The sequence below is a fragment of the Bifidobacterium primatium genome (assembly GCF_002802875.1).
GTDB lineage: Bacteria > Actinomycetota > Actinomycetes > Actinomycetales > Bifidobacteriaceae > Galliscardovia > Galliscardovia primatium.
The window spans coordinates 117,381-142,864 of sequence record NZ_PEBI01000003.1; the positions used below are offsets into that span (position 1 = coordinate 117,381).

Here is a 25,484-nt window from a genome sequence, read left to right on the forward strand (position 1 = left end):
TTGTTCGATTTATGATAGGTCCCACGGATATCATGTTACTTGAGAGCAATAACACGTATTTCTACCATATGATTCATGGTCTTTAACCCGCTAAAGCTGTTAGATGCTGCTGACAAGTCGAAAGAAAAAGACACTGAATAATGTGCTTGTTCCCTAGGTTTTCTTTACTTCGGCGTATCTGTTGCGGGTATGCTTGAAAGCGAAATGAGTCATTGAATAATATCGAGGCGGTACGTCGCGTGAGGGGACGGACCCTTGCGTTAGTGGTCGTCGGATACGACGAGTTCGGGCGTCTCCTTGAGATGGTCGGATATTTGAAGGATGACGGCGATTGGCGTGTTTTCCATGCGATGAAAGCTTAGCCGCCGATTCTACGCGAGGTCGGCTTGTTGTAAAGGAGGTTTCCATGAGTGTTGTCGCCAAAGGTGGGCGGATTGTCACCGAAGACATGGAGGACCGTTGGGCGGATGAAATCGAACATGGTGAGTTGGGCGGTAGCGCCGGCCCTGTGTTTTCCGGTCCCGTGTTTGATGTGGATCCCGTTTCCCCCGTCCTTCGTACGGTCTCCATGAGTTCCGACATGTCCGCCATGTTGGATTCCATGGCGAAAAAGCGTGGCATGTCCGTTGATGCGATTATGCGTCACGCGCTGATGCGTGAGTTCGCCACGGTGTGACCTGATTCGTGTTCGACGTGTTCGCCCAGGTTGCGGCATGCGTGCGGGGTTTAGTTTCCCGTGCGTGCATGAGGGGCTGGAATCGTTGAAATTCCGATTGACGCGCCAGTTGATTTGACCTGATTATAGTCAGGTCGCTTTGATAAGCGTCATCAAGTTAAATCAGGCATGCCGCCCCGACAACCGAATAGCGAATCAAGCCAGCCTCGCATATAGCGATTTTGCTTTAATCGGACCGGCCAAATGAAAGAAAGGTGCGCCAAATGGGATTGAAAGAAGTAAGGAGTCGAAAAGGTCTCACACAGGTACAAGCCGCCGAACTGATGGCACTCCCCCAACAGAGAATCAGTGAATATGAACGCGGTCAGGACATGAATGTGTCCCGCGCGAAAAAGTTCGCGACCATTTTGGGATGCAGCCTAGATGAGGTGTGTGAGTACATAGCCCCTGAAAAGTAGGTGCAAAACACCAAGTGACATTCTTGCACTCTAGGTTTTCTTTACTTTTGACATATCCGCTGCAGGTATGTTTGAACTACTGACGAAAGCGAGGTTGTGGCTATGGCTGCTGTAGAGACTATAGAGAGTCTGCCGTCGTATGCTTCGACGGAATCCGTGGCACGAAGCAACGACGACAATCTGTTAAGTGTGACCAATGCATGTCTTGTTGGATATGCCGCCGGTGCCGATGACGTTGAAATTTTGGTCGACGATGATTACGCAAGTTCACAAGTTCTGTCGGATGAATCTGTATACAAGACCCCTGACTCCACTCGTGTGCATTTCATAGGCTTGATTGACGAGAAGCAGCACGGTGTTTGAGATTCGTACAGTCCACTTCCCTGCTTTCAGTGTCCGAAAAACGGACGTGTGGCCTCTAATTCGGGATATAAGCAACATAAGTGTTTGTGATATCTGCTATAAACTTGTCTTATGACACTGCTGCAGCTGAAATACATCGTCAAAATCGTCGAATGCGGCTCCATGAACGAGGCCTCGCACGAACTGTACATCTCCCAGCCGGCGCTTTCCTCCGCCGTCAAGGAGCTGGAGAAGGAGATGGGTATCGAGATCTTCACCCGTTCCTCGCAGGGCATCGCCCTGACCGTCGACGGCGCCGAGTTCCTCACCTACGCCCGTCAGGTCCTTGACCAGTCCGCGCTGCTCGAGGAGCGTTACAAGAACGCCAAGCCGCGCAAGCAGCTGTGCCAGGTCTCTACCCAGCACTACATGTTCGCCGTCGAGGCGTTCGTGGAGCTCATCAACTCCATCAAGTCCGACGAGTACGAGTTCACCATCCGCGAGACCCGCACCAAGGACATCATCAACCAGGTCGCCAACATGCAGTCCGAGGTCGGCATCCTCTACCTGTCCGACTTCAACAAGGACGTCATCGGCAAGCTGCTGCGCGAGAAGCATCTCGAATTCCACCCGATCTTCCGTGCCGGACTGCACGTGTTCCTCTCCCGATCCAACCCGCTGGCCGGCCGCAAGAGCCTGACCATGGAGGACTTGAAGCCGTATCCGTGGATCCAGTACGAGCAGGGCGAGGAGGGCAGCTTCTACTTCGCCGAGGAGGCCGTCTGGCCCGAATACTCCCCCAAGCAGATCAACGTGACCGACCGCGCCACCATCCTCAACTTCATCGTCGGCCTCAACGGCTACACGGTCTGCTCCGGCATCGACAACGAGGATCTCAACTCCGAGAAGATCGTCACCGTGCCGCTGGAATCCGATGAGAAGATGCTCGTCGGCTGGATCACCAACGAACGTGCCAAGCTCTCCAAGGCCGCCGAAGTGTATCTCGAGAAGCTCAAGTCCGTCATCGCCGACCACGGCTACACGCTTATCGACTGATTGCCGTGCGAAACTGACGACGTTCTCGCAAGACCGGAAAACAAAGGGCTGGTTGCATAAGATATTCACTTGCTTATGCAACCAGCCCTTTTACGTATCCCCTAACTTACGTGGTCCACGTCGACGCTGCTATTGCAGCTCCCCCGCGTCGATCATCACGCCGTCGAGGAACCAGTAGTCGTGGTGGTCGCCGACCAATGCGGTGAACGGCTTCAGTTCCACGCCCCGCTCCTCGGCCTTGCGCAGCAGATAGTTGCGGATGATCCACGGGTCTTCAAGCACCCCGCTGCGCAATTCGATGATGTCGACGATGTACCGTTCGTCCACATCGAAGTATTTGGCGAGGTCGGCCGGGGTAAGCCCCAGCAACCCGAGATTCTCCTTGAACTCACGAATGGTGTTCCTGCGTTGCGTCATGCTCAGCGACATTATGATCCCCCGTTCCTTGGCAACCGCTACACCACTGTACCCGCCGCGGCATTCACTCTTTTTGCCGGTTCCGCAAAGAGTGAACGGGAATGATTCTCAAGAGAACCTGACCTGCCCGGAATATCAACGATGCGATAGCTGAATAATGTCGCATTCCATGCGTTTGCGATTCACTCCTTCACGGGATGCGAAAAGAGTGAATCGCACACTCCGCACGGACCCTACTCGCGTACCAGACGAATCTTCTTGACGCCTTCCTTGCTCGTCTCGCGGTAGAGCACGAAACGGTGGCCGATGGTCTGCACCAGGTCGGCGTGCAGGCGCTCGGCGAACTCCTCGCCCGCCTCCTTGGCGGTGTAGCCGCAGCCTTCCAGCAGCGAGCACTTGATGAGCTCATGCGCCTCGAGGCTCTCCTCGGCCTGGGCGATGGTGGCGTCGGTGATGCCGTTCTTGCCGATGATGAGCTCGGGCTTGAGCTGCTGGCCGAGCGAACGGAGCTGCTTGATCTGCTTCTTGGTCAATGCCATGGGATGGTTCTCTTTCTTCGGATTCTCAAAAACGTTTGTGAACAAGTCACTGTATCATGCGGCATTGAGGTTCATACGGACTCCACGAGCCGGCCGGACCATTCCGCCAGCAGTCGGCCCGTCTCCTCGGGACGGTCGATGTGCAGGTTGTGTCCGGCGTTCTCCAACACCACGAACCTCGCGTTCGGATAATGCGGCAGCAACGCCCGCTGGTCCTCATAGCCGACGATCTGATCCTCATGACCGGTGACGATAAGCGTGGGACCGGAGAACGTGCCGAATACCTGCTCGGGCACGTCGTTGAGGAAATACCGGTCGCCCAGGCGCTCGCAGGCTTTTCGGTCGCACAGCCGCACGCCGGGGAGGATGAACCGCTGGTAGCGCCGCCACGCCTCGAACGACTGGTTGACGCCCATGGTGACGAAGTCGAAGACCTGTTCCTGAGGCAACGTGTGGGTGAGTTTCGGATTCGGGTCGGCGATGATGTGTTCCCCGACCTTGCGGTGCGCGTGACGCGGGTCGACCACGGGCGCGATGAGGGCGAGGCCGAGCACGCGCTCCGGCTCCCGGGCCAGCATCTCACGGGCCAGGGCACCGCCCATGGAGTTGCCGACCATGGCGAAGGCCGTGCGGGGGCCGATGATGTCGTCGATGGTGGACTGCAGCCAGTCGGCCATCTCCGGCAGGCCGCCCATGCCGTCCAGCGCCGGGGTCTTGCCGAAGCCCGGCAGATCCAGATAGATGCGACGCATCGCATCGGGAAAGACGCCGTCCAACAGCATCAGCGAACGATGGTCGACGCCCATGCCATGCACGAATACGACGGGGATGACATCCTCTCGCGCATCATCCCCCTGTATGACCACGTTCGCCTTCGGCTGCGTCATTCATCGCCCTTTCGTTCGCTTTCCGGACGAGACGATGATACGAAGCCCGACGAACAAGACACCCCGACCATCACAAAAAGGGCATGGCCACCCATACCAGTCGACGACCGATATAACTAGGCAACGTGTTGACTCGCAATATGGCGACGACCTCGTACGCCGAACATCACTTTTTCGCGATGAAGAAGAACCGGCGGAATTTGAGGATGACCTCGCCGTTGGCCTGTGGCACGTAGGCGGAGTTCACGCGCCAGGCGACCTCCTGTTCGAAGCGTTCGGCGGCCTTGCCCGATTCGTCGCGATCGTTCAGTGCGGCGATGTAGCGTTGCATGCGGGCGCCCTTGACCCATTCGACGAGCGCGTCGGCGGACGGCATGCGATGGTAGTAGGTCGTCTCCCATTGGGTGAAGTCGGAGCTGGTGGCGGCGAGGATGTCAAAGTATTCCTCGGGCTGCAGCGTGCCGTTCTTGCCGCGCAATACGTCGCCGAGATTCCAGCGCGGGTCGTTGGCCACCTCGTAGATGATGCTGAACAGCGGCGTCTGCTCGACCATGGGGATCTGCACGGCGAGCACGCCACCAGGGTTGAGCGACTCCATGAGCTGCGGTATGAGCAGCCGGTGGCCGGGTATCCATTGCAGGCATGCATTGGAGAACATGAGGTCATAGCGGCCGTGCAGATGATGCACGTCCCCGAGCAGAAATTCGATGCCGGGATGGTTCTTCTTGGCGCTGGCGATCATGTTCGGCGAGTTGTCGATGCCGAACAGCCGGGATTCGGGGAATGCGCGACGCAATACGGTGGTACTGTTACCGGGGCCGCAGCCAAGGTCGGCGATGATGTTCGGGCCGGGGATGACCTGCTTGACCCTTCGGGCCAGATCGATCGACGGCTGCGTTCGTTCCGCCTCGAACTTCAGGTACTGCTCGGAATTCCAATCGGACAATGGGCTCACACTCCTTAGGCCCTGCAACTGCGTCGTTCGCCTGGCACTCGTACTCCAGTGTAGTCCCATCCGTAGCCTCAGCCATGGTCGCCGGCGTGGCTGGAACACGGAACATGCCGCGTTCCAGCGCCCGCATTGCGATAGACTCTCAATCATTGTGCTGACCGCATCGCAACCGAATCCAAGGAGCGACATGAGCAACGAATCCCCCGTCACCGACGTCATCTTCGATTTCTGCGGCGTGCTGCTGGACTGGCGGTGCCGCGCCTGCCTCGAAGGGCATTTCCCGCCGGAGGTCGTCGACCGCATCTGCGCCGACGACGATCCGCACGGCTTCTTCCGTTATGAGGACCGCATGGACGCCGGCGAGGACGTGGCCGACATCATGCCCGACGTGGTGCGTGAGCAGGGCGAGTACATCGCCGGCATCTTCCGCTACTACGTGGACCATTACGGCGACGCGCTGCCTCGGATGCTGCCCGGCATGGAGCAGCTGCTGCACGACCTGAAGTCCGCCGGCTACGGCGTGTGGGGCCTGACGAACTGGTCGCACGAGACCATCCACATCGCGTTCGACAAGTTCCCACAGCTGGACGAGCTGCTTGAAGATACGGTGGTCTCCGGCATCGAGAAGCTGCACAAGCCGAACGCCGACATCTATGAGCTCGCGCTGAGCCGTTTCGGCCTCAAGCCGGAATCCTCGGTGTTCCTCGACGACACCGTCAAGAACGTGACGGGCGCGCAGGCCGTGGGCATGCACGCATTCCGTTTCACCGACGCCGAGCAGGCCCGTAGGGACCTTGCCTCATTGGGTATGGAGTTCTGATTCGCGTCTTTCCGTCTTTCCGCCTCATCGGCTCATGAACGACAGAGCCGGCGAGGCGTTTATTGTTCGTGAGCCCAGTCGACGACGGCTTCGATGTTGTTGCCGTCGGGGTCGAGCACGAATGCGGAATAGTATCCGGGATGGTAGTCGCGCGGGCCGGGGGCGCCGTTGTCGTGTCCGCCGGCTGCGAGCGCGGCGTCGTAGAAGTCGTGGACGGACCGTCGGCTCGGTGCGAGGAATGCGATGTGGGTGACGGGCGTGGTCGCCTGGCCGCCGTCCCCGTTGCCGTCGGCATTGTCTGCCGGCGAGACGTAGAAGTCGGAGTGTGGGGTGCCGTCGTCGACGCCGAATCCGAGTGTGGGCTCGTGGTGGGCCTTGACGATGTAGCCGAGCGGTTTGAGTGCCTTGGTGTAGAAGTCGATGCTGCGGTCGATGTCGCGTACGTGCAGTGTCAGATGGTCGAGCATGGTTTCATGCTACGCCGCCGATGGCCGTCGTGGCGCTGGTGCAACATTCGTTTGTAAAAAATATCGTATTTCGATATAGTAATATTGTTATTCGATATATTTGATTGCGTTATGGGAGGTGTGGTCATGTCGAAATACATGAATACCTGGGTGCTTGGCGGGCTCAAGGCCATCGTCGTGCTCATCTGGCTGGCGTGCCTGTGGGGTCAGGTATTCGCCGTTCCGACGTTGAGCGCCGCGTTGGCCGGATTGTATCCGGGCCAGGCGGCGATGCGGTGGCCGTATCTGGTGCTGGGCGTGCTGTTCCTGCTCTGCGTCGAAATGGCGTTCGTCGGCGTATGGCGTCTGTTCTCGCTGTCCGGTTCGGGCGTGGTGTTCACGGCTAAGGCGCGCCCCTGCGTGAATCTCATCATCGGCGGGGCCTCCGTCGGCACGATGCTGACGGCCGTCGTGCTGGTCTGTTTCGTCGCGACCGGCTCGGCCGACGCCGCCATGCCGGCCATGGATTTCTTCAGCATCGTTGCGGTGTTGGGCGCGACATTGGTGGCCGAGATCGGGTTCATCCTGCTCATGGTCGTCATGAATGGTCTGCTGCGGGCGGCGACCGACCAGTCCGACGAGTTGGAGCAGGTGATCTGACATGACGATCCGCATCAATCTCGACGTCATGATGGCCAAACGCAAGATCGGCGTCGGCGAGCTCGCCGACCGTGTCGGCATCACCCCGGCCAACGTGTCCATACTGAAGAACGGCCGCGCCAAGGCGGTGCGGTTCACTACGTTGGACGCGCTGTGCCGCGCGCTCAACTGCCAGCCCGGCGACATCCTCGAATGGGTGGACGATGACGAATAGTCGAATGACGCCGACGACGAATGCCCGCTCATCGTCCATCACCACGGTGGCATAATCGGACTATGAGTCGTTTTCTTTCACGTTGGCTGGTATTGACGATCGCGGCGGGCGTCATGGTGGCGCTGCTGCCCGGCATGGAGGCGGTGGGCGAGCCGCCGATTCTCGGCGTCGCCGCGTTCTCCCTGTTCCTGGCGCTCATCAACGCGTCCATCAAACCAGTGGTCCATCTGATTGCCCTGCCGATTTCCATCCTGAGCTTCGGCCTGTTCGCGCTGATTCTCAACTGGCTGTTCATGGAGCTGGCCTCATGGCTGGCGATGTCGTTGTTCAGCGTCGGCGTAATCATCCACGGGTTCCTGTGGGCGGTGCTCGGCTCGTTCATCATGGCCGTCGTCTCCGGCATCGTCGACGCCGTGATCGGTGAGTGATGTGCAGACGGTTCGCGCTTGATTTGGATTGGGATGCCGTGGCGGCGCGGTTCGCCGTGGACGACGACGATGTCAACGCCGACGCGTTGCCCGACCCCTCATACAACATCGCGCCCAGGCAGACCATCGCAGTCGTTGCCCAGGGCCGGGACGGGCGTCGCCATCTGACCGGCGCCAACTGGTCGCTCATCCCCCGCTGGAGTACGACCGACGACCTGCCGTATCCCACGTACAACGCACGTGTGGAGTCGATTGCGTCCAAACCCACGTTCGCCGACTCCACGCGTTCCATGCGATGCCTCATCCCCGCGTCGGGATACTACGAATGGCATGGCGTCAAGCCGTTCTACTTCCATGCCGGAGACGGCATGCCGCTGTATATGGCCGGACTGTACTCATGGTGGCGTGCCTCATCTGCGACCCCGTGGCTGCTGACGGCGACCATCATCACCTGCCAGGCCGTGGAGGGTCCGGCATCCGTGCACGACCGCATGCCCCTGCTGATGTCGCAGCCGTTATACGACGCGTGGCTGGACCCGGCCGTCGACGGTCCGACATTGCTGCCGCAAGTGCATACGGCCGGGGAATCGTTGTCCCGCGCGCTCGCCTTTCATGAGGTCGCACCGTTGGATGGTGACGGGCCCGAGCTCATCCGGCCCGTCACCCGCGAAGAGCCGCTTCGCTTATTCTGACCGATGCTCGGATTACTCCGCCGAATGAGCGGCATGATGGCCGCCATGCGCGTGCGCGGGAGCGGGCCTGGGACGCACCTTGGCGGTGAGGTATTCCGATTCGATCTTCCATACGGTCACGCTTCTGACCTGTGCGTCGGTGAATTCGACGTGGAGCATGTGCGCCTGATGCGCCATCAGCAGCTGCAGGCCATGGCGGCATGCGTCGAGATCGTCGACGATGGAGGCAATGCCGTTGCCGACGATGGATTTGAACGATTCGCCCCAGTTGCAGGCCGTGCGCCCCTCGACCACTTCGCAGTCCGTGCGCCCCTCGACCACTTCGCAGTCCGTGCGCATGGTGAACGCGACCGGCAGACGGTTGCCGGACGCACGAATGGCGTCAAGCCTGCGACCATGCGGCGCCGAGTGCATCCACAAAACGAGCCGTCCGTTTTCCCGGTCGTATTCGTAGCCGAAGTTGACCGGCACTACGGTCAGGCCCTCGACGTCCGTATATGCGACGTCGACGATGTCGCAGCCGTCGATGATCGAGGCGATGGACTGCGTGTCCGTGACCTCGCGGTCGGCCCGTCGCATGGGGCGCCTCTCCCCCGCAATCGTCCGCTCGTTCTCGCGACGGCGCACATGGCCGGCGCTGTCGTTCTCCTTTGCGTAGTCCACGCTCATCATCGGCCTCTTTCCCGTTCCGTCACGACGTCATGCCATTGCATCGCAATTATGCCACGGCATTCGCGTTCACGGCTTCGGCGACGATGAGTTTTCTGCGCACCCATACCGGGGCGATCATGCGGCCGTGGCGTTGCAGATGAATCAGGATGGCGATGGCGAGACCGCCAAGCACCAGCACCGGGATGATGCTGGCTTCAAGGCCGAAGGAGCCACCGGTCAGGAGTTCCGGTCCGTTCCATTGCGCGACCAGCCACGACTGCTGGGCTCCGGTGCCGGAGACGATCGAACCGAAGATGGGGCCTTCGGCGATGTTCCACATGGCGTGGAAGCCGATGCACCACCATAGGGAGCGCGTGGCCAGATAGATGGCGCCGAACAGCAGCCCCGCCTCGATGGCGATGGCGATGCCGCCCCATAGGGTGCCGTCCGGATTGGTCACGTGAAGCAGGCCGAATACGAGCGCGGACACCGCCACCGCACCCCATGAGCCGAGACTCTCCTCGACCAGACGCAACAGGATGCCGCGCATCATGATTTCTTCGGCGACGCCTGCGGTCAGGCCCAACGTCAGCAAATCGGCCCACGGATCGTAGCCGGCATTGAATCCGACGATCCGGTATCCGCCAAGCAGCGCGATGATGCCGATGCTCACGGCGATGCACACGAATGATGCGATGCCGCCGCGCACCAGATCTAGAGCGCGCATCGGCGCCAGTTCGGCCGGAAGGCGACGCCCCTCCATCGCCATCACGACGACCAGATACGCGACGATCGCACCGAACAATTCGCCCCACGATACGAGCGTCATATCGGGGGTCACCCCTACTCCGGAGCCCGGCAACGCCGCCGATCCGCCGGAGCCGACGCCGATGACCGCAATCGCGGCGGCAATGAATATCACCACGAATACAAGGCCTCGCAAAGGCGCGCTGTAGCGTTTCTTGTCTTTCCCGTCATACCGGCGGACCGGATGGTCATCGGTCATCAAATCGGTTTGCCGGAATGACGGGACATCGCCCAGCAGCATCCCGTGTCCATCATTTGTCTGTCGAGTTGATTGTCTCACATCGCCCATTGCAGCTCCCCTTCTCACGGATACACCGTAGTACGTGATTCCAGTATGGCATCGTCCCAATCGCGACACCATGGGCATCGCATCAACGGCGAGAATCTCCGGCAAGCACTTCGCTGCCGAAAGTCACGCGATGGAGTACACGACACAATCGTTAAACAACATGATGTTGAGCAATCATATATCCGCCGACACGTCGGCCGTCCCTATGCAATGACTTCGACGGGAACTCGATTCGTCAAATAATCGAAATGTCAACGCCGGGTCTCGCGAATGGCGGCCTTGCAGGCCCATTTGGTGAGCAAATACTGTCCGTAACAACTGACGGCGATGACGCCGACCATGATTGCCGTGGATGCAATCGTCGGCACAAGGCCATCGCGGTTCTTCAACGCCTTCCACGGGCAGCAGCGCATGGGTCCATTGTCCACGATTTCGGGAGTGACATTTTCCATGTCGTCTGTCCCGTTCATGTTCCTGGCGTCATCGTTCCTGCAGTCAGCGTTCATGACAATCCTCCTTGATTGAATACGTGCACCTATGCCACATTCAGCTTAGCAAGCGGCATCAATCGCGACCAACTCTCATGGGCGCTTACAGAGCCTCATCCTTGAGGATGAGGAGCGCGTTCATCCTCATGACCGATGGAGATTCCACGTGGTCGGGAAGACCATAGAAACATAGCGTTTCCGCCGGTTGCAAGGAGCTAACAGCGTCGTTGCAGTATGCGGGCCTAGGCAAGGCATCCTTGGTCTCTGCCTTCAATCCCGTCTTTTCCGAAAGGTGAACCATGCCATCCATATCAGCGACCAATCTCTCGATCGGGTACAGGAATTCTCCGATCGTCAGCAACATCAACCTGAAGCTAAGGACGGGCAGGATCATCTGTCTGCTCGGAGCGAACGGCTCGGGCAAGACCACGTTGATGAAGACGCTGCTCGGGCGGATAAAGCCCGTTAGCGGGCAGGTCACATACAACCAGACGAATATCAATGAGATGTCCGCGGCGATAGACCACCCGAGTTTCTTTCCCTACCTGAGTGGCAGACGGAACGTTGAGGTGGTTTCCGCGTTCTGGGGTCTGGATGTGGATCCGGAGACGGCGTTGAACAATGCAGGCATCGATCGCGCGGCACATGGACGGAAGGCGAAGGACTACTCGACCGGCATGAAGGAGCGTCTGGAACTCTGTCTCGCCCTCGTGCCGCGTCCAAGGTTCCTGTTCCTCGACGAGCCGCAGAACGGCCTGGACCCCGATGGCATAACCTCTCTGTCCGAAACGCTTCGCTCCTATCGGGACAAGGGGAACTGCGTCATCATCTCCACGCATCTGCTCCATGAAATCCAGGGAGTCCCGGACGAATGCATCATGATCCGTCATGGTCAAGCGGTTCAGGTCCCGGATCTGACCGGGGTGAACCTCGCGGACCTGTATCAGAGGAGGTAGGGTCGTGAGCGTCATTTCCCCCATTCGAACGCTGATCGCCTACTACTGGAACGTGTGGTATTTTCTCGCCGCGATGTCCGGCGCCGTAGCGTCTCTCCTGCTGGGTGCCTGGATTTCAGGCGCGGCGAACGGGACCCCGATAACCGGAGGGTATTGCGTCTATTTCACCGGCACCCAGCCGCTGATCTGCCTCTCGCTGCTCTTCGCATACGATGACAGGGTCTTGAAGGCGCACTACGGGGGCCTGCCCCGTCGAGTGTATTTCGCTTGGAAGCCGAGCTCGCTCAGAGCTGTATTCCGGGCTCTGGTACTGGCCGCTTTGAATCTGCTCGGCGTATTGTGCTTCGATGCCATCATGATTCTGGCGGGCGTCGAGATGCACCCGAACCTGGCCGCCGTTCTGCGTTTTGTTGTTCTGCAAAGCTTTTTGATTGCCCTGATCTACTCGATAATCGAGATCGTCGCCGATCCCAAGATTGCCGGAATCGTCTCGGGCATCCTGCTCTATCTGTGGGTCATCCTGCCGAGCAATCTTTCCGACTATGCGACGCCCTACATTGCAGCCGCTCTACGGACCGTCGGCCTGAACCTGAACGGCACCGTGATGTCGCCGACGGAAGCGGGGAACCGACCGTCTATCGACCCCGTGATGGGCGTGCCGATTGTGGTGCTCTGGGTCGCCTATGTTGTCGTCTATGTTCTGCTGAGCTGGTTCCATCGCAAAGGAGCGAACAAGAAATGAAATCTCTGTTCCGCATTGAACACGTGGCATTGATCCGCCGGTCGACGCTTGCCTTCTTGGCAGTGCTTCTTCTTCCGTTGTTCTTTTTACGTTACGGGAACATGGGTGCAGTGGTGCAGTCGGCAATGGTGATGGCGCTTCCCATAACCACGGCCGGTCTTGCCTTCTCCCATGCGAGGGTGCCCGGCTCGTATCGTTCCTTCAGCATCCACGAACGGCTCCTGTTGAGCTTTACCTTGAAATCGCTGTTGCTCGGTACCGCGGTCAACGTCTGCCTGACCTTGCTGTATGGATTTGCCATCGGATTTGTCGTCAATGAGAGGCCTCTTTCACCGCATACCGTCCTGATGCTCGCATTCACCGGCGTCGTTCTTTCTCTGGCATGCTTCGTCCTGCGGCTCTGGACCAGTCCCCTTGTCTCCTGGAACGTTGTCGCTTTCTTCATCGTCGCCGGACTCACGGTGAGTTCCGGCATGTTCGAAAACGCACCGATCCTGCACGCCGTCATACCGACCACATGGGTATTGAGCGGCGTAAGATTCGCTGGCTCCGTGATTCCGGTCGGCATCGCCGTCGTCATGATAAGCGCATGGCTGCTGCTCAAGGCGGTGAAACGCGTCTAGTTGCCGAGGCTTCAGCGAATAGGCCGAACCATTGTTCGAGATCGGCGAGCGCGACGGGCTGCTATAGCACTGATAAACGTCCCGGAACATCACTCATGCGAAACATCATGAGACCTCGGGAATTTTTAGCGTGAACCTATCGCGAGGTCACGGCTACCAACTATTACAAGTAGCCTTCAATGAGGAGTGATCATGGGTTTTCTGTCGGCGTTTACGGTTCCGTTCTTGTTTGCGTTGGCGTTGTGGCCTGTTGTGTCCGTGGCGTTGACCGTTCCGGTGCTGGCGATGCTGTATCACCGCGATAACCGGCTTGGATTGCCAGCGGTCCTGTCCGCGTATGGCACGGTGCTGTATGCGATCGGCTTGCTGTGCTTCACCTTGTACCCGCTGCCGGCCGATCCCGTCGCGTTCTGCGCCGTCCACCATCTGACGCCGCAGTTGGACCTGTTCCGGTTCATCACCGACATCCGTACTGACGGGTTGGATGCGGTGCTGCAGATCGTGATGAACGTCGTGTTCTTCCTTCCGCTCGGGTTCATCGTCAGGCGCGTGTTCCGCCGCGGTCTTCCCACGGCTCTCGTCGCCGGGTTCCTGGTCTCGCTGCTGGTGGAGACGATGCAGCTGACGGGAGCGTTGGGCGTGTTCCCGTGCGCGTATCGCCTGTTCGACGTGGATGATCTGGTGTGGAACACGTCGGGTGCGCTGACCGGGTACGGGTGCGCGCTGGTGTTCGATCGACTCCTGCCCGTGCGTGAGTCGGATGCGGTGACGGTGACCCATCCCGGTCTGATCCGGCGTCTGGTCGCGTTCCTCGTGGACATGGGCCTCGTGATGTCGGCGGCCCTGCCGTTGGCCGTCGCGGCGAACGTCGCCCACGCATTGGTCTCGGGCGTCCGGCCCGGCATGGATGCCGACCGCGTGTTGGGCGGGTTGGGGTTCTCGGGGCTGATGTTCCTGCTCATGCTGTTCGTCTTCGAGGTGCTGGTGCCCTGGCTGCGGGATGGGCGCACGTTGGGAGGCGGCTACACGCATATGACCTGCGAGACGGTCCCGCGCTCGGGCGCACGCCGGGTCCTGTTCTATATGGCGCGGTTCGCGGCGTTCGCCTGTCTGATGCTTGCCGGCATGCCGTGGCAGCCCGTGATCGCCCTTGCGCTTCTGGCGTTCTGGATGGTGTTCAGGCGCATGCCCTACGACCTGATCTGACGATTCTCCGGGCGTGTCGGCGCCCGTGCCGTGAACCGTCTGCGCGTTCCCCGCTACGTAAACCGATGGATACCCGTCTACGATGTGCCGTGGAAGGAGCCGCATACGCAGGATGACATGACCTTGCCCGGTGGGGAGATGACGCGCGATGAGGATCTGCTCGCGCGGGTCGCCTCCGGGGACGAGCGCGCCTTCGAGACCCTGTATGGACGGTACGCTGTGGCGGTGCGGGCGTTCGTTCGTGCGCGCGTGTCGGATACCGGTATGGCCGAGGAGGTGTGCGCCGACGTGTGGTTGGGCTGCTGGCGGTCGGCGAAGGCGTTCCGCGGTGACGCGAAGGTGCTGTCATGGCTGCTGGGCATCGCGAAACGCCAGATCTACATGCGTGTGCGGCGCGGGCGCCCGAACGTGACCGCGTTGGATGACGCGCCCGAACCGCGTGACGATGGCCCGAGCCCGGAGACGGCCGTGCTGTCCGAAGCGGGCGTGGATGATCTGACGGCGTTGCTGCGCCGTCTGCCCGTCGAACTGGTGGAGACGGCGACGTTGGCGTGGCTGCACGGCCTGCCCTACCGGCAGATCGCCCGCCTGCTGGACGTGCCGGAGGGCACGGTCAAATCCCGCGTCTCGCGTGCACGCCGTCTGCTGCGCGCGCAACTCGGCCACGAAAACGATGCGGATGGAAAGGAACGGTGAACCCCGATGACCGATCATCTTGACGAAACGACCAGCCGCTTGACGGACGATGAGGCCGACGAGCGCCTGCTCGCGGCATTGGCCGCCGTGGAACGATCCCGTTCGGGAGGCGTGCCTCCCGTGGCGGCGGTGATGGCGCGCATCCGCGCGTCGCGTTCCCCGTTGGACGGGCCCGCATGGTCGTGGACGCGTAGCCTGAGATTGTTCATGCTGCTGCTGGGCCGGCAGATGAAGGTGGTACCGTGGCAGGTGGTGCCGGCCACGCTGGCGTTGATGGCGTTCTCCGGATTGGGGGCGCGGTTCTTCGCGGTCGGCTGGGGGGTAACGGTCGTGTCCCGCGCGTTCTGCTCGATGGTGCTGGCCGGCGTGTTGTTGAGCGTGACGATGGCGTTCGGTGATTCCCGCGCGGACATGATCTCGTCGGCCACCCCGTTGGGTCCGGGGGCGGTCACGCTGGTCCGGTTGGTGTTCGTGCTCGCCTGCGACGTCGTGTTCGGCCTGTTGGTGACCGTTGTGATGGGCGCGCAGGGCTATGGGATGTTCGGCGTGCTGCTGGTCGGATGGCTGTCGCCTTTGCTGCTGGTCGCCGGCGTGGGCGCGATGCTCGCGATCCGGTTCTCCACGGGCGTCGGCTTCGGCGTCGGTCTGCTGCTGGTCGCCGTGATCCGCATGGACCTGCTCGGGCTCATGGGACTGCCGGCCGTGGGCTGGATCGATATGACCCGGACATTCGGACAACTGTTGCTGGCTGTCACGGGTCTGCTGGCGTGCACGGCGGCGGTGGCGTTCGCCGGACGATTGTCCGAGGCGCGCGTGGCGGCCGCGGCCGTCTGAACGAATCGAGGTCGATGGGTCTCATCGGTGGTTGTTCGGCGTGTCGCGTGAACCATGCGGCCGGTGGCCGCTACCTATCTGGTGACGGACGATAAGGAACGGCCGTCGATCTTCGGACTTCAGGGAGGGACGGCATGGCGGGAATGATTCGCGCGCAGGCCAGGCGCATCGGCGTGGGATTGCTGGCGGCGCCCGTGGTCTGCGGGATTACCGTTGCGGTCGCCGGCATCATGGTGTCCGGCGTGTGGTCGCGTACGCAGACGTTGACGGTGGTGAACTGGCTCGCCCAGCTGATGGTGATCGGTTCGGGCGTGTGCGTGGCGGTCGCGTTGACCGGCGACCCGCTGGTCGAGGCGAGCGAGTCCACGCCCGTGGGCTGGCGGCGCGTTGAGTCCACGCGGTTCGTCCTGACGGCCTTGTCCGGTCTGGTCGGCGCCGTGCTCATGTTCGCGCCGTTGCACGTACTGGGCTTGTGGCCGCAGGACATGGGATGGGCGAGTCTGATCGCGCCGGCCGGCGCGGTGCTGGTCGTGGGGGCGGCCGGATTCGCAGCCGCCGCATGGTCCATGTCCACGCAGGCCACGGTCATGGCGGTGGTCGCGGTATGGATGTTCCTCGCCCTCCTGTGGGATCCGTACGTGCTCGACCCGGTCGCGCAGCGCGGCATCCCGTTCGCCGCCGCCGTGATCGCCATTGGGGTCGCGTGGCGGCTGCTGGGCGACGAGGAACGCAACGCGACGCTTGCGAGGAGGAGCATATGAGCATGCGCATCGGTTTCCCGCGATTGGCCCGCGTCCACCTGCTCATCGTGTGGCGGCAACGCTCCTTATGGGTCGCGGCCGTCCCATTGGCCCTGTTCGCGCTCCTGCTGGGCGCGATCTCCCCGGCCGGCCCGCACGACCACGGCGCGGGCGATCTGGCGTTCATGGCCAAGACGATGGCCATGTTCATGCCGATCGCCTACATGGCCGCGTTCACCGACTTCCACACGCGCCACGACCGGCTCGGCATCGGCCAGCTGGAGGACTCCACGCCCACTTCCGCGCCCGTGCTGGCGGCGGCGCGCACGCTCGGCGCGTTCCTGATCCTCATCGCCCCGTCGATCCTGCTGCTGGCCTGCGCCGGCGTCACGCAGACCCTGCACGGCTCGTGGCGGGCCGTCCCGCAGGCGTTGGCCGCCGGGCTTACGATCACCGGGCCGGCCGTGCTGACCGCGATGAGCCTGTCCTCGCTGCTCGGCGTGATCCTGCCCATGATCGTCGCGCGCATCGCCGGCGTGCTCGCATGGTTCGCGCTCGTGTTCTCCTCGCCGATGCTGCCCGTGCCGACCGTCAACGGCACCATCCTCAACGTGATCGGCGACGCCGTCGGCGCCGGATGGTTCGGGCTCAAGCCCGTCTACCCGGCCGTGGGAGGCGTCCTCGCGGTCACCGGCACGCCCGCCAACGCGGCCGTGTCCCTGATCGCGCAGCTCGCCGCCGCCATACTGCTCATGGCGTTGGGCGGATGGTGCTCGGCGCGCCCGCGCACGGCACGCTGAACGGCACCGGCGGAACCCTCATCGGAAAACACCATACGGGAAGGAAAAGCATCATGTTCATCTCCATCAGCCATCTGACCAAGGACTTCCCGAGGAAGCCCCGCGCGTTGGACGACGTGACCTGCGACCTGCCGCACGGGATGGTCGGCCTGATCGGGCCGAACGGCGCCGGCAAGACCACGCTCATGCGCATCCTCGCCGGCATCATCCGCCCCACGTCGGGCCAGGTGCTCATGGACGGCCACGATCTGAAGGACGCGAGGACCCGCCGCGCGCTCAAACGAACGCTCGGCTACCTGCCGCAGGACATCGAACCCTACCCGCAGCTCACCCCGCTCGAATTCCTCGACTACGTGGGCGTCCTCAAAGGCATCGACGGCACCCGGGAGCGCATGCGCCAGGCATGCGAGCTCATCGACCGGGTCGGGCTCACGGACGTGGCCGACCGGCGCATCGGCGGCTTCTCCGGAGGCATGCGCCGCCGCGTCGGCATCGCCCAGGCCCTCATGGCGGACCCCCGGCTCATCATCGTGGACGAGCCCACCGCCGGACTCGACCCCGAGGAACGCATGCGCTTCCGCACGCTGCTCGCCGGCCTCGGCGGCGACCGCACCGTGATCCTGTCCACCCACATCCTCGACGACATCGCCCAGACCTGCCCATACGTGTTCGTCCTGCGCCAGGGCCGCATCCGCTACGACGGGCCGACCGAACAGCTCACCGGACACGCCGCGGGCCGCGTCTGGCTCACCCAACCGGCCAACACCCCGCCACCCGCCGGCATGATCGTCGCCAACGCCGTCACCACCGCACGCGGCGTACGCTACCGCGTCATCACCGACACCCCGCCCGCCGACGCGCACCCCATGGAACCCACCTTGGAGGACGGCTACATGGCCCTCATCGAGGAACACCCCGACCACCACTGACGGCCGACGAACAGGCAGCTCAATCATCGGAAACACGACGCAAAGGAAACCAGCATGACCAACACGACACACGCCATCCGAACCATCACGGCCACCGGTCTCGCCGCCATCATGGCCCTGAGCCTGACCGCCTGCATGGACGGCATCAAACATCCCGAAAACTACCCGGCCGACGGAAGCAAAACAATCACCGCGACCAGCAACCCGCAGGACATCAGCGCCGACCAACTCGGCCACACATGGCCCCTCACCGTCGACCACGGCACCGTCAGCTGCACACACGACACCAAAGGCGACCCCGTCATGCGCTTCACCGCGCCCGACGGCGCCCAATACGCCCTCAACCAGACCAGCAGCAACAAGGACCTGCCCGGCATCGACCAGCTCCTCGCCGACGGCAAATCCACCGGCACCCTCACCAGCTTCGCCTTCACCGTCTGCGACGTGGAATGACGATGTCGGAATCATCGACGAAAGACCGCAGGGCTTCCTCCCGGACAATCCTATAGTCTCTATAGTCCGGTTTCCCGAGGCTCGTGTTCGAGCGCGAGTTTCATCTTGCTGTTGTCCGTCAGCCACGCATGCAGGTCTCGGTCCAGGATCATCGCCAAGTCGAAGCATGCCTGTACAGCGTCCTCCAAGGTGATGCGTCGGTTCTCGCCGGGAAGCGGGATGCCGTTGACGAGCGGCTCGTGGTGGGCGACCCTGTTGCGCAGGGCGTGCACCGTCTTGACGATGTCCAGCGCAAAGCGTCTTGTCCAACGTTCTCCCATCGCACGCGAATACCGGCGCCCATTGGAAAACATCTTGTCAAGCCCCTTGCGCCACAGATCGTTCTCGTAGTCGGCGCGCCTCTGGTCCGGCCACTTCGTATGAATCGTGCCTCCGTCCTCCAGAAGGTTGCGCCAGAAGCCGAACGTCAATGAGGCAACGAGATGACCGTGCGTATGAATTCCGCGCTGTTGCGGGGTGAGATGGTTCCATGCCTCGCGAATCTGGTATTGGGTGCGGTCGTCTAAATTGAGTCCCGCCATGTACCAGTCCCCGGTGCCTGTCTGTTCCGAGGAGATGAGGGACAGCCGCCGGTCCATGTGGTTGCGCAGGGCGACTTCGAGGATGGCGATGTCTCCCATGCAGGCGCTGGCCATGTCGTGATTCCACAGGTACAGTCGCAGCGCAGGGCATGAGCGCCGCCGTGCTTCGGAATCATACGCGGCGAGCCGTTCGTTGGTGATGCACGCGCGCAGCGCCCTCTCCTGCGGGCTTCCCTTGCGAGGGGTTTGCGAGAGGAAATCGGGCGCTGGGTTTGACTATCGACTCATAAACCACTAGCGTATGTCATGAATTCCCCCAATGGGCCTCTCCGGACGGTCTTTGACTGAGCCGTGATGCACTGGGGGTTCTCTTTTTTTTTTCAGGGCATCGTTTCGTCCTCCGTTCCGGTTTCACCAACTTCGACGTCGTCCGCGTGCGAGCCGTTCCGCCCGTAGAACAGGATGACTACGATGCATCCAGCGAAAGCGAGCATGGCGACGAACATGCCGGTCGTTCCCATGAGGCCCAGCGGGACCATTCCGAGCATGCCCAGTTGCAGCGTAAGGCCAACACCCAGCATCACGGCGATACCAACGAGCAGTGTGTAGACACTCCATACTCGCATTATCGCGGCATGCCTCCATACCGAGCGCGGAGGCCGATGCGGGTCGATCAGGCGCCCTGAGTACAGGATGGCGATGTGTCCAAGCACCATCACGGTAACGATGGCAAGCTCGAAGCCGGGCGCAAGCCAGATCAGCCACGGACTTTTGTCGGCCCAACCGTCGACGACGCCGGCCATGTTCATGTGCATCGGCACACGCTGCGGCATACTGTCGTAGCCTGCGTATCCGACGATAACCGTCGCCGCGATGATCGCGACGTAAACGAGATCCCACCACAGCGGCAGCGGCTTGGGCAGCGAATCGTCAATGACGGCAACACGTCGATCGCCGGTCGCTTTCCAACCGCGTTCCGTCTTGACCGAGATCATCTCGCGGCGGCACCGCTGCCACCAGACGAATCCGAATGCCATGATCAGAACCAAGGCGATGACCGCGGTCCAGAATGCCACAGTCGGGCCGAATCCAAGCCACACACCGAAGTCGACGAGTGCCAATATGCCGCCGAAGCCACCGACGGTCAGCGAATAGTTTCTTCTGAGACCCGCGAGGCGTATATCGGAGAACGCCGCGGGCGGTACGGTGACTCCGAACATCTCGTACCGGTCGGTCGCCCATGGTGCAGCCGTCACGCCGACGGTCTCCAGCACCGGCAGCATCAGCCACATCGCCGTCGTGATGACGGTCATTGCGCTGTCATTCATTGCCCCCCCTACTTGGGCCCTTGAATCACTTGAATTATATGTCCGTATGCCCGTTCGCACTGGCGCCGGACCATGATGAGGGACGATGCCATGTCACCGCCGCCGCTCGTAAAGCGGCCATCCCGCGCGCAACATCCCCGAGTTCAACCCGCACAAGGCCTCACACGATAGCAAAAACTCGCATGATGACGGGCTTCCATATGCCAAGGGTCACTGGTCTGGGTTGTTAAGCAGTGGGGCGCGACCGTCATCATATGCGCGGATCAATCGTCGCAGGAGGAATGCCGTGAAGTATGGTGCGGTGAAGATGTGATTGCTGCCGCCGATGTTGCCCGCACTAAATTTGATACCGAAGTTGATGTCCGGGTAGGAGTCCGAAGTCACGAGCGTGCGCAATGATTTGGCGGTGCCGTTCTTCGCCTTCACCTCGACCGGGACGAGGTGGTTTCTGGTCCGGATGAAGAAGTCCTGTTCCAGTGTCGAATTCTCCCGCTTGTAGTAGTAGAGATCGTATCCCTGCTTCTTCAGCGCCTCGCCCACAATGCTCTCATATAGCGCACCCTTGTAGACACCCAGATTGCGGTTGGCCCGAAAGTCCTCGCTGGCCTCGTCGTCGAGCATGGACACGAACAGTCCTGTGTCGCCGAAGTAGAGCTTGAACCGGTTCTCGTCGTAGTTGCCCTTCAATGGCAGTTCCGGATATGCCAGACAGTAGCAGATGTTGACCATACCTGATGTCTCCAGCCATTCGACACAGCCTCGGTAGTCCTTGAACCGTGCCCCACGGGCTACCTTGCTGATCTGGAACTTCTTGTTCTCCTTGGCGAGCTGAACGGGAATGTGGTTGAACACGTTCAATATGCGTGCCTGGTCCAGTCCCTGCGCGTACTTGCGGATGTCCTCCTGATAGTCCAGCACCAGCTGGCGCTGCATTTGCAAGGTCCCTTCGAAGGTTCCCTTAACGATGTACGACGAGACGACCGCCGGCATGCCGCCCAACGTGCAGTAGTCGAGGAACAGGGTGGTAAAGACCTGCATCTGAGCATCGGAAAACGGACGAGCGTCTATGAGATGGTCGAGCATGTCTCCGGTGATGTCGTCCCCGTAGCCGCGGGCCCATAGGAACTCCTCAAAGTCCAGAGAGCGCATCTCGTAGTCGGTCTTGTATCCGACGCTGTTGCTCTCGATTCGTGTGTATCCGATTCCCAGCATCGACCCGCTGCAGATGACGTCGAACCGTCCGTCGATCTTCAAGAACTTGAGTGCCGTGGCGATGTCCGGAAACTCCTGCATTTCGTCGAAAAACAGTAGCGTCCTGCCAGGGATGAACCGTTTGGACGGGTCGATCAGCGAAATATTACGTATGATCGCATCGGCTGCGTAGCCGTCCGATGTGATCATACGGTATTTCGGTTCCTCAACGAAGTTGATTTCGATGACGCTCTCATAATGGCCCTTGGCGAAACGCCGGATAGACTCGGTTTTCCCCACCTGTCTCGGTCCCTTGATGATGAGCGGCAGTCTGTTCGGGTTGCCCTTCCATTCTTCAAGAAAAGCGTCAGCCTTGCGCTTGAGATATGTCATAGAGACCTCTTTCGTTTCCGATGCCTGAGCCCAGTATAATTTGTTTTCTCATTTCATGAGCGAGATTTACTTGAGAAACACATTTTTATGAGCGACTTTTTATTTATATACACTTTTTAATGAGGGAGTTTTGCTTGTTTTTCCGCATTTCATGAGCGAGATTGGTTGTTTTGTGACGGAAAAAGCATGATGCGACTGATGCGCTTCTAACTATCGCAGCGGAACCATTCGCGGTCCAAATGCGCTGTCATGCGATCGCTTGACATGACGTTGCGGGTGATGGGGCAGGGCATTTCTAATGGTTGGTATCGGTCCGTTACTCGATCCGGGGAGACGTTATGGGTTATCTGCTTATCATCGACATGCTGCCCACGTATGGGCTGTTGTTCTACGTTTTGGTTTCGGTGTGCGTCTTTGTACTGCTCCACGGCCTGCGTAAAACGTCTCTGGACCGGCGCCGGATTCGATTCGTCATGGCTGCGGCGTTGGTTGTCTCTTGGATTTGCGCCCTGTTTACCGCGTTGGTGTATGCCATGGCAACGCCAGCGTCACAGCCCGATATGGCGGACTTCTACGTCATGTACCGGCCGGCTTCGCTGGGTGTTCTCTTGGTGTTATTTCTTGCGCAGGTTGGGTATGGCATACGGGCCATACGGCGATGATTGTTTTGCCATGCCGGGCGGTGCTTGTTTTGTGCGGTAAATGGTTCATGAGCACTTCGGGCTTCGGATTTAAGATTGCACGTTCATCAGTCTGCGCATCATACGGGCGAATCCCGGCATGCCGGAATGTTTAAGCCGTTCCAGTTCTTCCCGCATGGTGCGCGGTGGATGTTTCTTTGATGCGACCAGTTCGGTCATGGCCTTGACCGCGCGTTCGGGATATGCCTCGGCGACGCCGGTCAGAAACACGTCGGGGTGACGGGCGGATAATCCGATCTTGGCGAGTTGATTCGCCGGAAAGTCCTTCAGATTGAAGGTGACGATCACATCCGCATCGCCGTTATGGGCGGCGGCGGCCACATGCCGATCGCCGGCGTCCGGCAAGACGACCTCACCGGTCAGTTCCGGAATGGAGGAGACAAGATAATACGGCTTGATGTTGCGGATGGCGGACAGATAGCGGTCAACCCAAGATGGTATCCAATCCGCCTTGGCTGGCGGCCTCGCGCATGGTCTCCAATGTCTCATGGCTGTGGGATTCCGACTTGTCGCGGTAGGCGACGACCTGTGCTCGAGAAACCATGCGGTTGCCTTTCGCACTGTAGCGGACGAACGGAATCTCGCCGGCGTCAAGCATGCGCGCGACGGTCTTCGCCGATACGCCGAGAATCTGAGCGGCCTCACCGGTGGTAATCATTTCGGTTGAATTGTCGTGCACGATAGCCGCGAATGCGCGACGCAGCTCCTCCGCGTCCAGCGGGTATGCTTTGCCGTCACCTGCGGTGATGTATGCAGTTCCTTTGCCGATCTGGGAAATGGGGATTGCCTCGAATACAGTCATGGTGAGTCCTTTCCTGAAGCCTTGTGTCCACCCTATCCCAGATCAGACATTTCGGCAATATCGGACACATCGGACACTCTATCGACGATAAACATGCACTCTTGCCAAAAAGGAATAACCCACATTCACTGAAGGTGTCGAACAGCCCAGACAATCCAGACAATGAGGCGTGCACGGTTGGTCTGGCCGGTTTTCTTCAGAGTGTTGCTGATACGGGTTTTGCGAGTCCAAAAAGTTATACAAGAATCAGATACATCTGATTCTTCCTTCAAATTACTATTCAATATCAAACATATTTGATTATTTGACGGCTACCTCCGGCAATTATCCAGCGCACAAAAACGAGAATGCCCGGTCAACCGCACACATAGTCAAATAGTCAATGTGCGGTCACCGGACATTCTCTCTTTACGGACAACGCTTAACCGGCGAAACACTCACCCGATCAAACGCTCAGTCGCCCCACACCTCGTCGGCGATGGACTTGACGAGGGCGATCTTGGCCCACTGCTGCTCCTCGGTGAGCTTGTTGCCCTCCTCGGTGGAGGCGAAGCCGCACTGCGTGGACAGGCACAGACGTTCGAGCGGCACGTACTGAGCGGCCTCCTCGATTCGGGCCTTGATGGCGGCCGGGTCCTCGAGCTCGGGCGTCTTCGACGTGATGAGGCCAAGCACCACCTTCTTGTCCTCGGAGAGTTCGGCGAGCGGCGCGAAGTCGCCGGAACGGTCGTCGTCGAACTCGAGGTAGTAGGCGTTGACGTTCTCCTTGCCGAACAGGTTCGCCGCCACGGGCGCGTAGCCACCGGAGGAAAGCCACGTGGAGTGGAAGTTGCCGCGGCACACATGCGTGTTGATGGCGAGGTCGGCGGGCTGGCCATCGATCACCGCGTTGATGATGTCGAGGTTCTGCCGCTGCAGGCGTTCGGCGTCCTCGTCGCTCCAGCCGAGGCGCTCGCGCACGGCCGGGTCGCACAGGCGGGTCCACGTACAGTCGTCGAACTGCACGTTGCGGCAGCCGGCCTCGTACAGGTCGGCGATGGTCTGGCGGTAGGCCTTGACGATGTCGGCGGCGAGCGCCTCGTCGGTGGCGTAGAACTCGTCGTACGGGTAGGCGACCTTGTTGCCGGTGAGCACGAACAGGGTCTGTGCGGGCGAAGGCATGGTCTGGCGGGCCACGGTGTTCTCGTCCTCGAACTGCTTGACGAACTTGAAGTGTTCGACGAACGGATGGTTGTGGCCGTCGAGTTTGCCGGTCACGGCGGCGGTGTCGGCGGGGGTGACCTCGTCGTGGAAGGCGACGCGGTGGGCCGCGGCCTTGTGCTCCACGCCGGCGAAGCCCCACATGAAGTCGAAGTGCCACCAGCGACGGCGGAACTCGCCGTCGGTGATCACGTGCAGGCCGGCCTGCTTCTGCTTGGCGACCAGCTCCTTGATGGCCTTGTCCTCGACGGCCTTGAGCGCCGCCGCGTCGATGCTGCCGGCCTCGTAGTCCGCGCGGGCCTGCTTGAGGGCCTCGGGACGCAGGTAGCTGCCCACCACGTCGGCGTGGAAGGGTGCGTTGCTCGCATATGCCATGGTTGCTCCATTTCCTCGGAAAATCGTTTGACCGCGATCGCCGCCGAACTCGGACGGCGCACCGCAATGCTGACTTTGGTACCTTACCGCGATTCCGTGGATTGTGCGCGGG

The 25,484-nt window shown here is 60.7% G+C and carries 34 protein-coding genes; 20 read left to right on the forward strand and 14 right to left on the reverse strand.

What is annotated here, in order from left to right:
- Nucleotides 1-406 precede the first annotated feature (406 nt).
- From CS006_RS06580 to CS006_RS06590, 4 genes are all read left to right on the forward strand, one after another.
- A complete protein-coding gene (locus tag CS006_RS06580; RefSeq protein WP_100511027.1) occupies nt 407-676 on the forward strand; it encodes a ribbon-helix-helix domain-containing protein in 270 nt (89 codons plus the stop codon).
- A 263-nt stretch (nt 677-939) separates the two neighbouring features.
- Nucleotides 940-1,134, forward strand: a complete 195-nt coding sequence (locus CS006_RS06585) for a helix-turn-helix domain-containing protein (protein WP_100511028.1) — start codon at nt 940-942, stop codon at nt 1,132-1,134.
- Nucleotides 1,135-1,236: 102 nt separating this feature from the next.
- Entirely contained in the window at nt 1,237-1,497 is a 261-nt protein-coding gene (locus CS006_RS10690; RefSeq protein ID WP_133119541.1) for a hypothetical protein, read from the forward strand.
- A 111-nt stretch (nt 1,498-1,608) separates the two neighbouring features.
- On the forward strand, nt 1,609-2,532 hold the full coding sequence (locus CS006_RS06590) for a LysR family transcriptional regulator (RefSeq protein WP_100511029.1): 924 nt from the start codon (nt 1,609-1,611) through the stop codon (nt 2,530-2,532).
- A 129-nt stretch (nt 2,533-2,661) separates the two neighbouring features.
- Here CS006_RS06590 and CS006_RS06595 read toward each other — a convergent pair whose 3' ends face one another.
- The 4 genes from CS006_RS06595 to CS006_RS06610 all read right to left on the reverse strand — a co-directional run bounded on the left by CS006_RS06595 (nt 2,662) and on the right by CS006_RS06610 (nt 5,321).
- Nucleotides 2,662-2,961, reverse strand: a complete 300-nt coding sequence (locus CS006_RS06595; RefSeq protein WP_100511030.1) for a DUF2316 family protein — start codon at nt 2,959-2,961, stop codon at nt 2,662-2,664.
- Nucleotides 2,962-3,182: 221 nt separating this feature from the next.
- Nucleotides 3,183-3,488: a YhbY family RNA-binding protein gene (locus CS006_RS06600; RefSeq protein ID WP_100511031.1), complete on the reverse strand. Its 306-nt coding sequence runs from the start codon at nt 3,486-3,488 to the stop codon at nt 3,183-3,185.
- Between the two features lie 71 nt (nt 3,489-3,559).
- Entirely contained in the window at nt 3,560-4,375 is an 816-nt protein-coding gene (locus tag CS006_RS06605) for an alpha/beta fold hydrolase (RefSeq protein ID WP_100511032.1), read from the reverse strand.
- A gap of 166 nt (nt 4,376-4,541) precedes the next feature.
- Entirely contained in the window at nt 4,542-5,321 is a 780-nt protein-coding gene (locus tag CS006_RS06610; protein ID WP_165777276.1) for a methyltransferase domain-containing protein, read from the reverse strand.
- Nucleotides 5,322-5,514: 193 nt separating this feature from the next.
- Between CS006_RS06610 and CS006_RS06615 the strand changes: the two genes are divergently transcribed.
- Nucleotides 5,515-6,147: an HAD family hydrolase gene (locus CS006_RS06615; RefSeq protein WP_100511034.1), complete on the forward strand. Its 633-nt coding sequence runs from the start codon at nt 5,515-5,517 to the stop codon at nt 6,145-6,147.
- Between the two features lie 59 nt (nt 6,148-6,206).
- Here CS006_RS06615 and CS006_RS06620 read toward each other — a convergent pair whose 3' ends face one another.
- Nucleotides 6,207-6,614: a VOC family protein gene (locus CS006_RS06620; protein WP_100511035.1), complete on the reverse strand. Its 408-nt coding sequence runs from the start codon at nt 6,612-6,614 to the stop codon at nt 6,207-6,209.
- 126 nt (nt 6,615-6,740) lie between these two features.
- On the opposite strand from CS006_RS06620, the gene CS006_RS06625 reads away from it, so the two are divergent.
- From CS006_RS06625 to CS006_RS06640, 4 genes are all read left to right on the forward strand, one after another.
- A complete protein-coding gene (locus tag CS006_RS06625; RefSeq protein WP_100511036.1) occupies nt 6,741-7,253 on the forward strand; it encodes a DUF2975 domain-containing protein in 513 nt (170 codons plus the stop codon).
- A 1-nt stretch (nt 7,254) separates the two neighbouring features.
- Nucleotides 7,255-7,467: a helix-turn-helix domain-containing protein gene (locus tag CS006_RS06630; RefSeq protein ID WP_100511037.1), complete on the forward strand. Its 213-nt coding sequence runs from the start codon at nt 7,255-7,257 to the stop codon at nt 7,465-7,467.
- A gap of 62 nt (nt 7,468-7,529) precedes the next feature.
- A complete protein-coding gene (locus CS006_RS06635; RefSeq protein ID WP_100511038.1) occupies nt 7,530-7,895 on the forward strand; it encodes a phage holin family protein in 366 nt (121 codons plus the stop codon).
- On the forward strand, nt 7,895-8,587 hold the full coding sequence (locus CS006_RS06640; RefSeq protein ID WP_100511039.1) for an SOS response-associated peptidase: 693 nt from the start codon (nt 7,895-7,897) through the stop codon (nt 8,585-8,587). The genes CS006_RS06635 and CS006_RS06640 overlap by 1 nt, the downstream gene beginning before the upstream one ends.
- A gap of 12 nt (nt 8,588-8,599) precedes the next feature.
- On the opposite strand, the gene CS006_RS06645 is transcribed toward CS006_RS06640, so the two are convergent.
- From CS006_RS06645 to CS006_RS06655, 3 genes are all read right to left on the reverse strand, one after another.
- Entirely contained in the window at nt 8,600-9,256 is a 657-nt protein-coding gene (locus tag CS006_RS06645; protein ID WP_100511272.1) for a pyridoxamine 5'-phosphate oxidase family protein, read from the reverse strand.
- A gap of 49 nt (nt 9,257-9,305) precedes the next feature.
- Nucleotides 9,306-10,163: a CPBP family intramembrane glutamic endopeptidase gene (locus CS006_RS06650; protein ID WP_165777277.1), complete on the reverse strand. Its 858-nt coding sequence runs from the start codon at nt 10,161-10,163 to the stop codon at nt 9,306-9,308.
- 422 nt (nt 10,164-10,585) lie between these two features.
- A complete protein-coding gene (locus CS006_RS06655; protein ID WP_100511041.1) occupies nt 10,586-10,840 on the reverse strand; it encodes a hypothetical protein in 255 nt (84 codons plus the stop codon).
- A gap of 281 nt (nt 10,841-11,121) precedes the next feature.
- Here CS006_RS06655 and CS006_RS06665 point away from each other — a divergent pair, with 281 nt between their 5' ends.
- The 10 genes from CS006_RS06665 to CS006_RS06710 all read left to right on the forward strand — a co-directional run bounded on the left by CS006_RS06665 (nt 11,122) and on the right by CS006_RS06710 (nt 18,801).
- Complete coding sequence (locus CS006_RS06665; RefSeq protein ID WP_100511043.1) at nt 11,122-11,778, forward strand: ABC transporter ATP-binding protein; 657 nt, start codon at nt 11,122-11,124, stop codon at nt 11,776-11,778.
- Nucleotides 11,779-11,782: 4 nt separating this feature from the next.
- Entirely contained in the window at nt 11,783-12,520 is a 738-nt protein-coding gene (locus CS006_RS06670) for a hypothetical protein (protein WP_100511044.1), read from the forward strand.
- Entirely contained in the window at nt 12,517-13,143 is a 627-nt protein-coding gene (locus CS006_RS06675; protein WP_100511045.1) for a cytochrome C oxidase subunit IV, read from the forward strand. The genes CS006_RS06670 and CS006_RS06675 overlap by 4 nt, the downstream gene beginning before the upstream one ends.
- A gap of 192 nt (nt 13,144-13,335) precedes the next feature.
- Nucleotides 13,336-14,349, forward strand: a complete 1,014-nt coding sequence (locus tag CS006_RS06680; RefSeq protein ID WP_100511046.1) for a VanZ family protein — start codon at nt 13,336-13,338, stop codon at nt 14,347-14,349.
- Nucleotides 14,350-14,466: 117 nt separating this feature from the next.
- The gene (locus CS006_RS06685; RefSeq protein ID WP_100511273.1) at nt 14,467-15,045 is read left to right on the forward strand and encodes an RNA polymerase sigma factor; all 579 of its coding nucleotides are present in this window, start codon (nt 14,467-14,469) and stop codon (nt 15,043-15,045) included.
- A gap of 6 nt (nt 15,046-15,051) precedes the next feature.
- Complete coding sequence (locus CS006_RS06690; RefSeq protein ID WP_100511047.1) at nt 15,052-15,879, forward strand: hypothetical protein; 828 nt, start codon at nt 15,052-15,054, stop codon at nt 15,877-15,879.
- Nucleotides 15,880-16,013: 134 nt separating this feature from the next.
- Nucleotides 16,014-16,640 (forward strand): hypothetical protein, encoded by a 627-nt coding sequence (locus CS006_RS06695; protein WP_100511048.1) that lies wholly within the window; start codon nt 16,014-16,016, stop codon nt 16,638-16,640.
- Nucleotides 16,637-17,419 (forward strand): murein hydrolase transporter LrgB, encoded by a 783-nt coding sequence (locus tag CS006_RS06700; RefSeq protein WP_100511049.1) that lies wholly within the window; start codon nt 16,637-16,639, stop codon nt 17,417-17,419. The genes CS006_RS06695 and CS006_RS06700 overlap by 4 nt, the downstream gene beginning before the upstream one ends.
- Nucleotides 17,420-17,472: 53 nt before the next feature.
- Entirely contained in the window at nt 17,473-18,348 is an 876-nt protein-coding gene (locus CS006_RS06705; protein WP_100511274.1) for an ABC transporter ATP-binding protein, read from the forward strand.
- Nucleotides 18,349-18,402: 54 nt separating this feature from the next.
- Nucleotides 18,403-18,801, forward strand: coding sequence for a superoxide dismutase (locus tag CS006_RS06710; protein ID WP_100511050.1), 399 nt, complete (start codon nt 18,403-18,405; stop codon nt 18,799-18,801).
- A 59-nt stretch (nt 18,802-18,860) separates the two neighbouring features.
- On the opposite strand, the gene CS006_RS06715 is transcribed toward CS006_RS06710, so the two are convergent.
- From CS006_RS06715 to CS006_RS06725, 3 genes are all read right to left on the reverse strand, one after another.
- Nucleotides 18,861-19,496, reverse strand: coding sequence for a DNA-binding protein (locus tag CS006_RS06715; RefSeq protein WP_243386851.1), 636 nt, complete (start codon nt 19,494-19,496; stop codon nt 18,861-18,863).
- Nucleotides 19,497-19,762: 266 nt separating this feature from the next.
- Nucleotides 19,763-20,695 carry a DUF1648 domain-containing protein gene (locus CS006_RS06720; protein ID WP_165777278.1) on the reverse strand — a complete coding sequence of 311 codons (933 nt, stop codon included), beginning with the start codon at nt 20,693-20,695 and terminating at the stop codon, nt 19,763-19,765.
- A gap of 225 nt (nt 20,696-20,920) precedes the next feature.
- Nucleotides 20,921-22,294 carry an ATP-binding protein gene (locus tag CS006_RS06725; RefSeq protein ID WP_100511052.1) on the reverse strand — a complete coding sequence of 458 codons (1,374 nt, stop codon included), beginning with the start codon at nt 22,292-22,294 and terminating at the stop codon, nt 20,921-20,923.
- Nucleotides 22,295-22,632: 338 nt separating this feature from the next.
- On the opposite strand from CS006_RS06725, the gene CS006_RS06730 reads away from it, so the two are divergent.
- Nucleotides 22,633-22,956, forward strand: a complete 324-nt coding sequence (locus CS006_RS06730; protein ID WP_100511053.1) for a hypothetical protein — start codon at nt 22,633-22,635, stop codon at nt 22,954-22,956.
- A 69-nt stretch (nt 22,957-23,025) separates the two neighbouring features.
- On the opposite strand, the gene CS006_RS06735 is transcribed toward CS006_RS06730, so the two are convergent.
- The 3 genes from CS006_RS06735 to CS006_RS06745 all read right to left on the reverse strand — a co-directional run bounded on the left by CS006_RS06735 (nt 23,026) and on the right by CS006_RS06745 (nt 25,372).
- Nucleotides 23,026-23,340 (reverse strand): VapC50 family PIN domain-containing toxin, encoded by a 315-nt coding sequence (locus CS006_RS06735; protein ID WP_100511054.1) that lies wholly within the window; start codon nt 23,338-23,340, stop codon nt 23,026-23,028.
- A 79-nt stretch (nt 23,341-23,419) separates the two neighbouring features.
- Nucleotides 23,420-23,797 carry a helix-turn-helix domain-containing protein gene (locus tag CS006_RS06740; protein WP_100511055.1) on the reverse strand — a complete coding sequence of 126 codons (378 nt, stop codon included), beginning with the start codon at nt 23,795-23,797 and terminating at the stop codon, nt 23,420-23,422.
- 453 nt (nt 23,798-24,250) lie between these two features.
- Nucleotides 24,251-25,372, reverse strand: a complete 1,122-nt coding sequence (locus tag CS006_RS06745) for a 5-methyltetrahydropteroyltriglutamate--homocysteine S-methyltransferase (protein ID WP_100511056.1) — start codon at nt 25,370-25,372, stop codon at nt 24,251-24,253.
- Nucleotides 25,373-25,484: the final 112 nt, after the last annotated feature.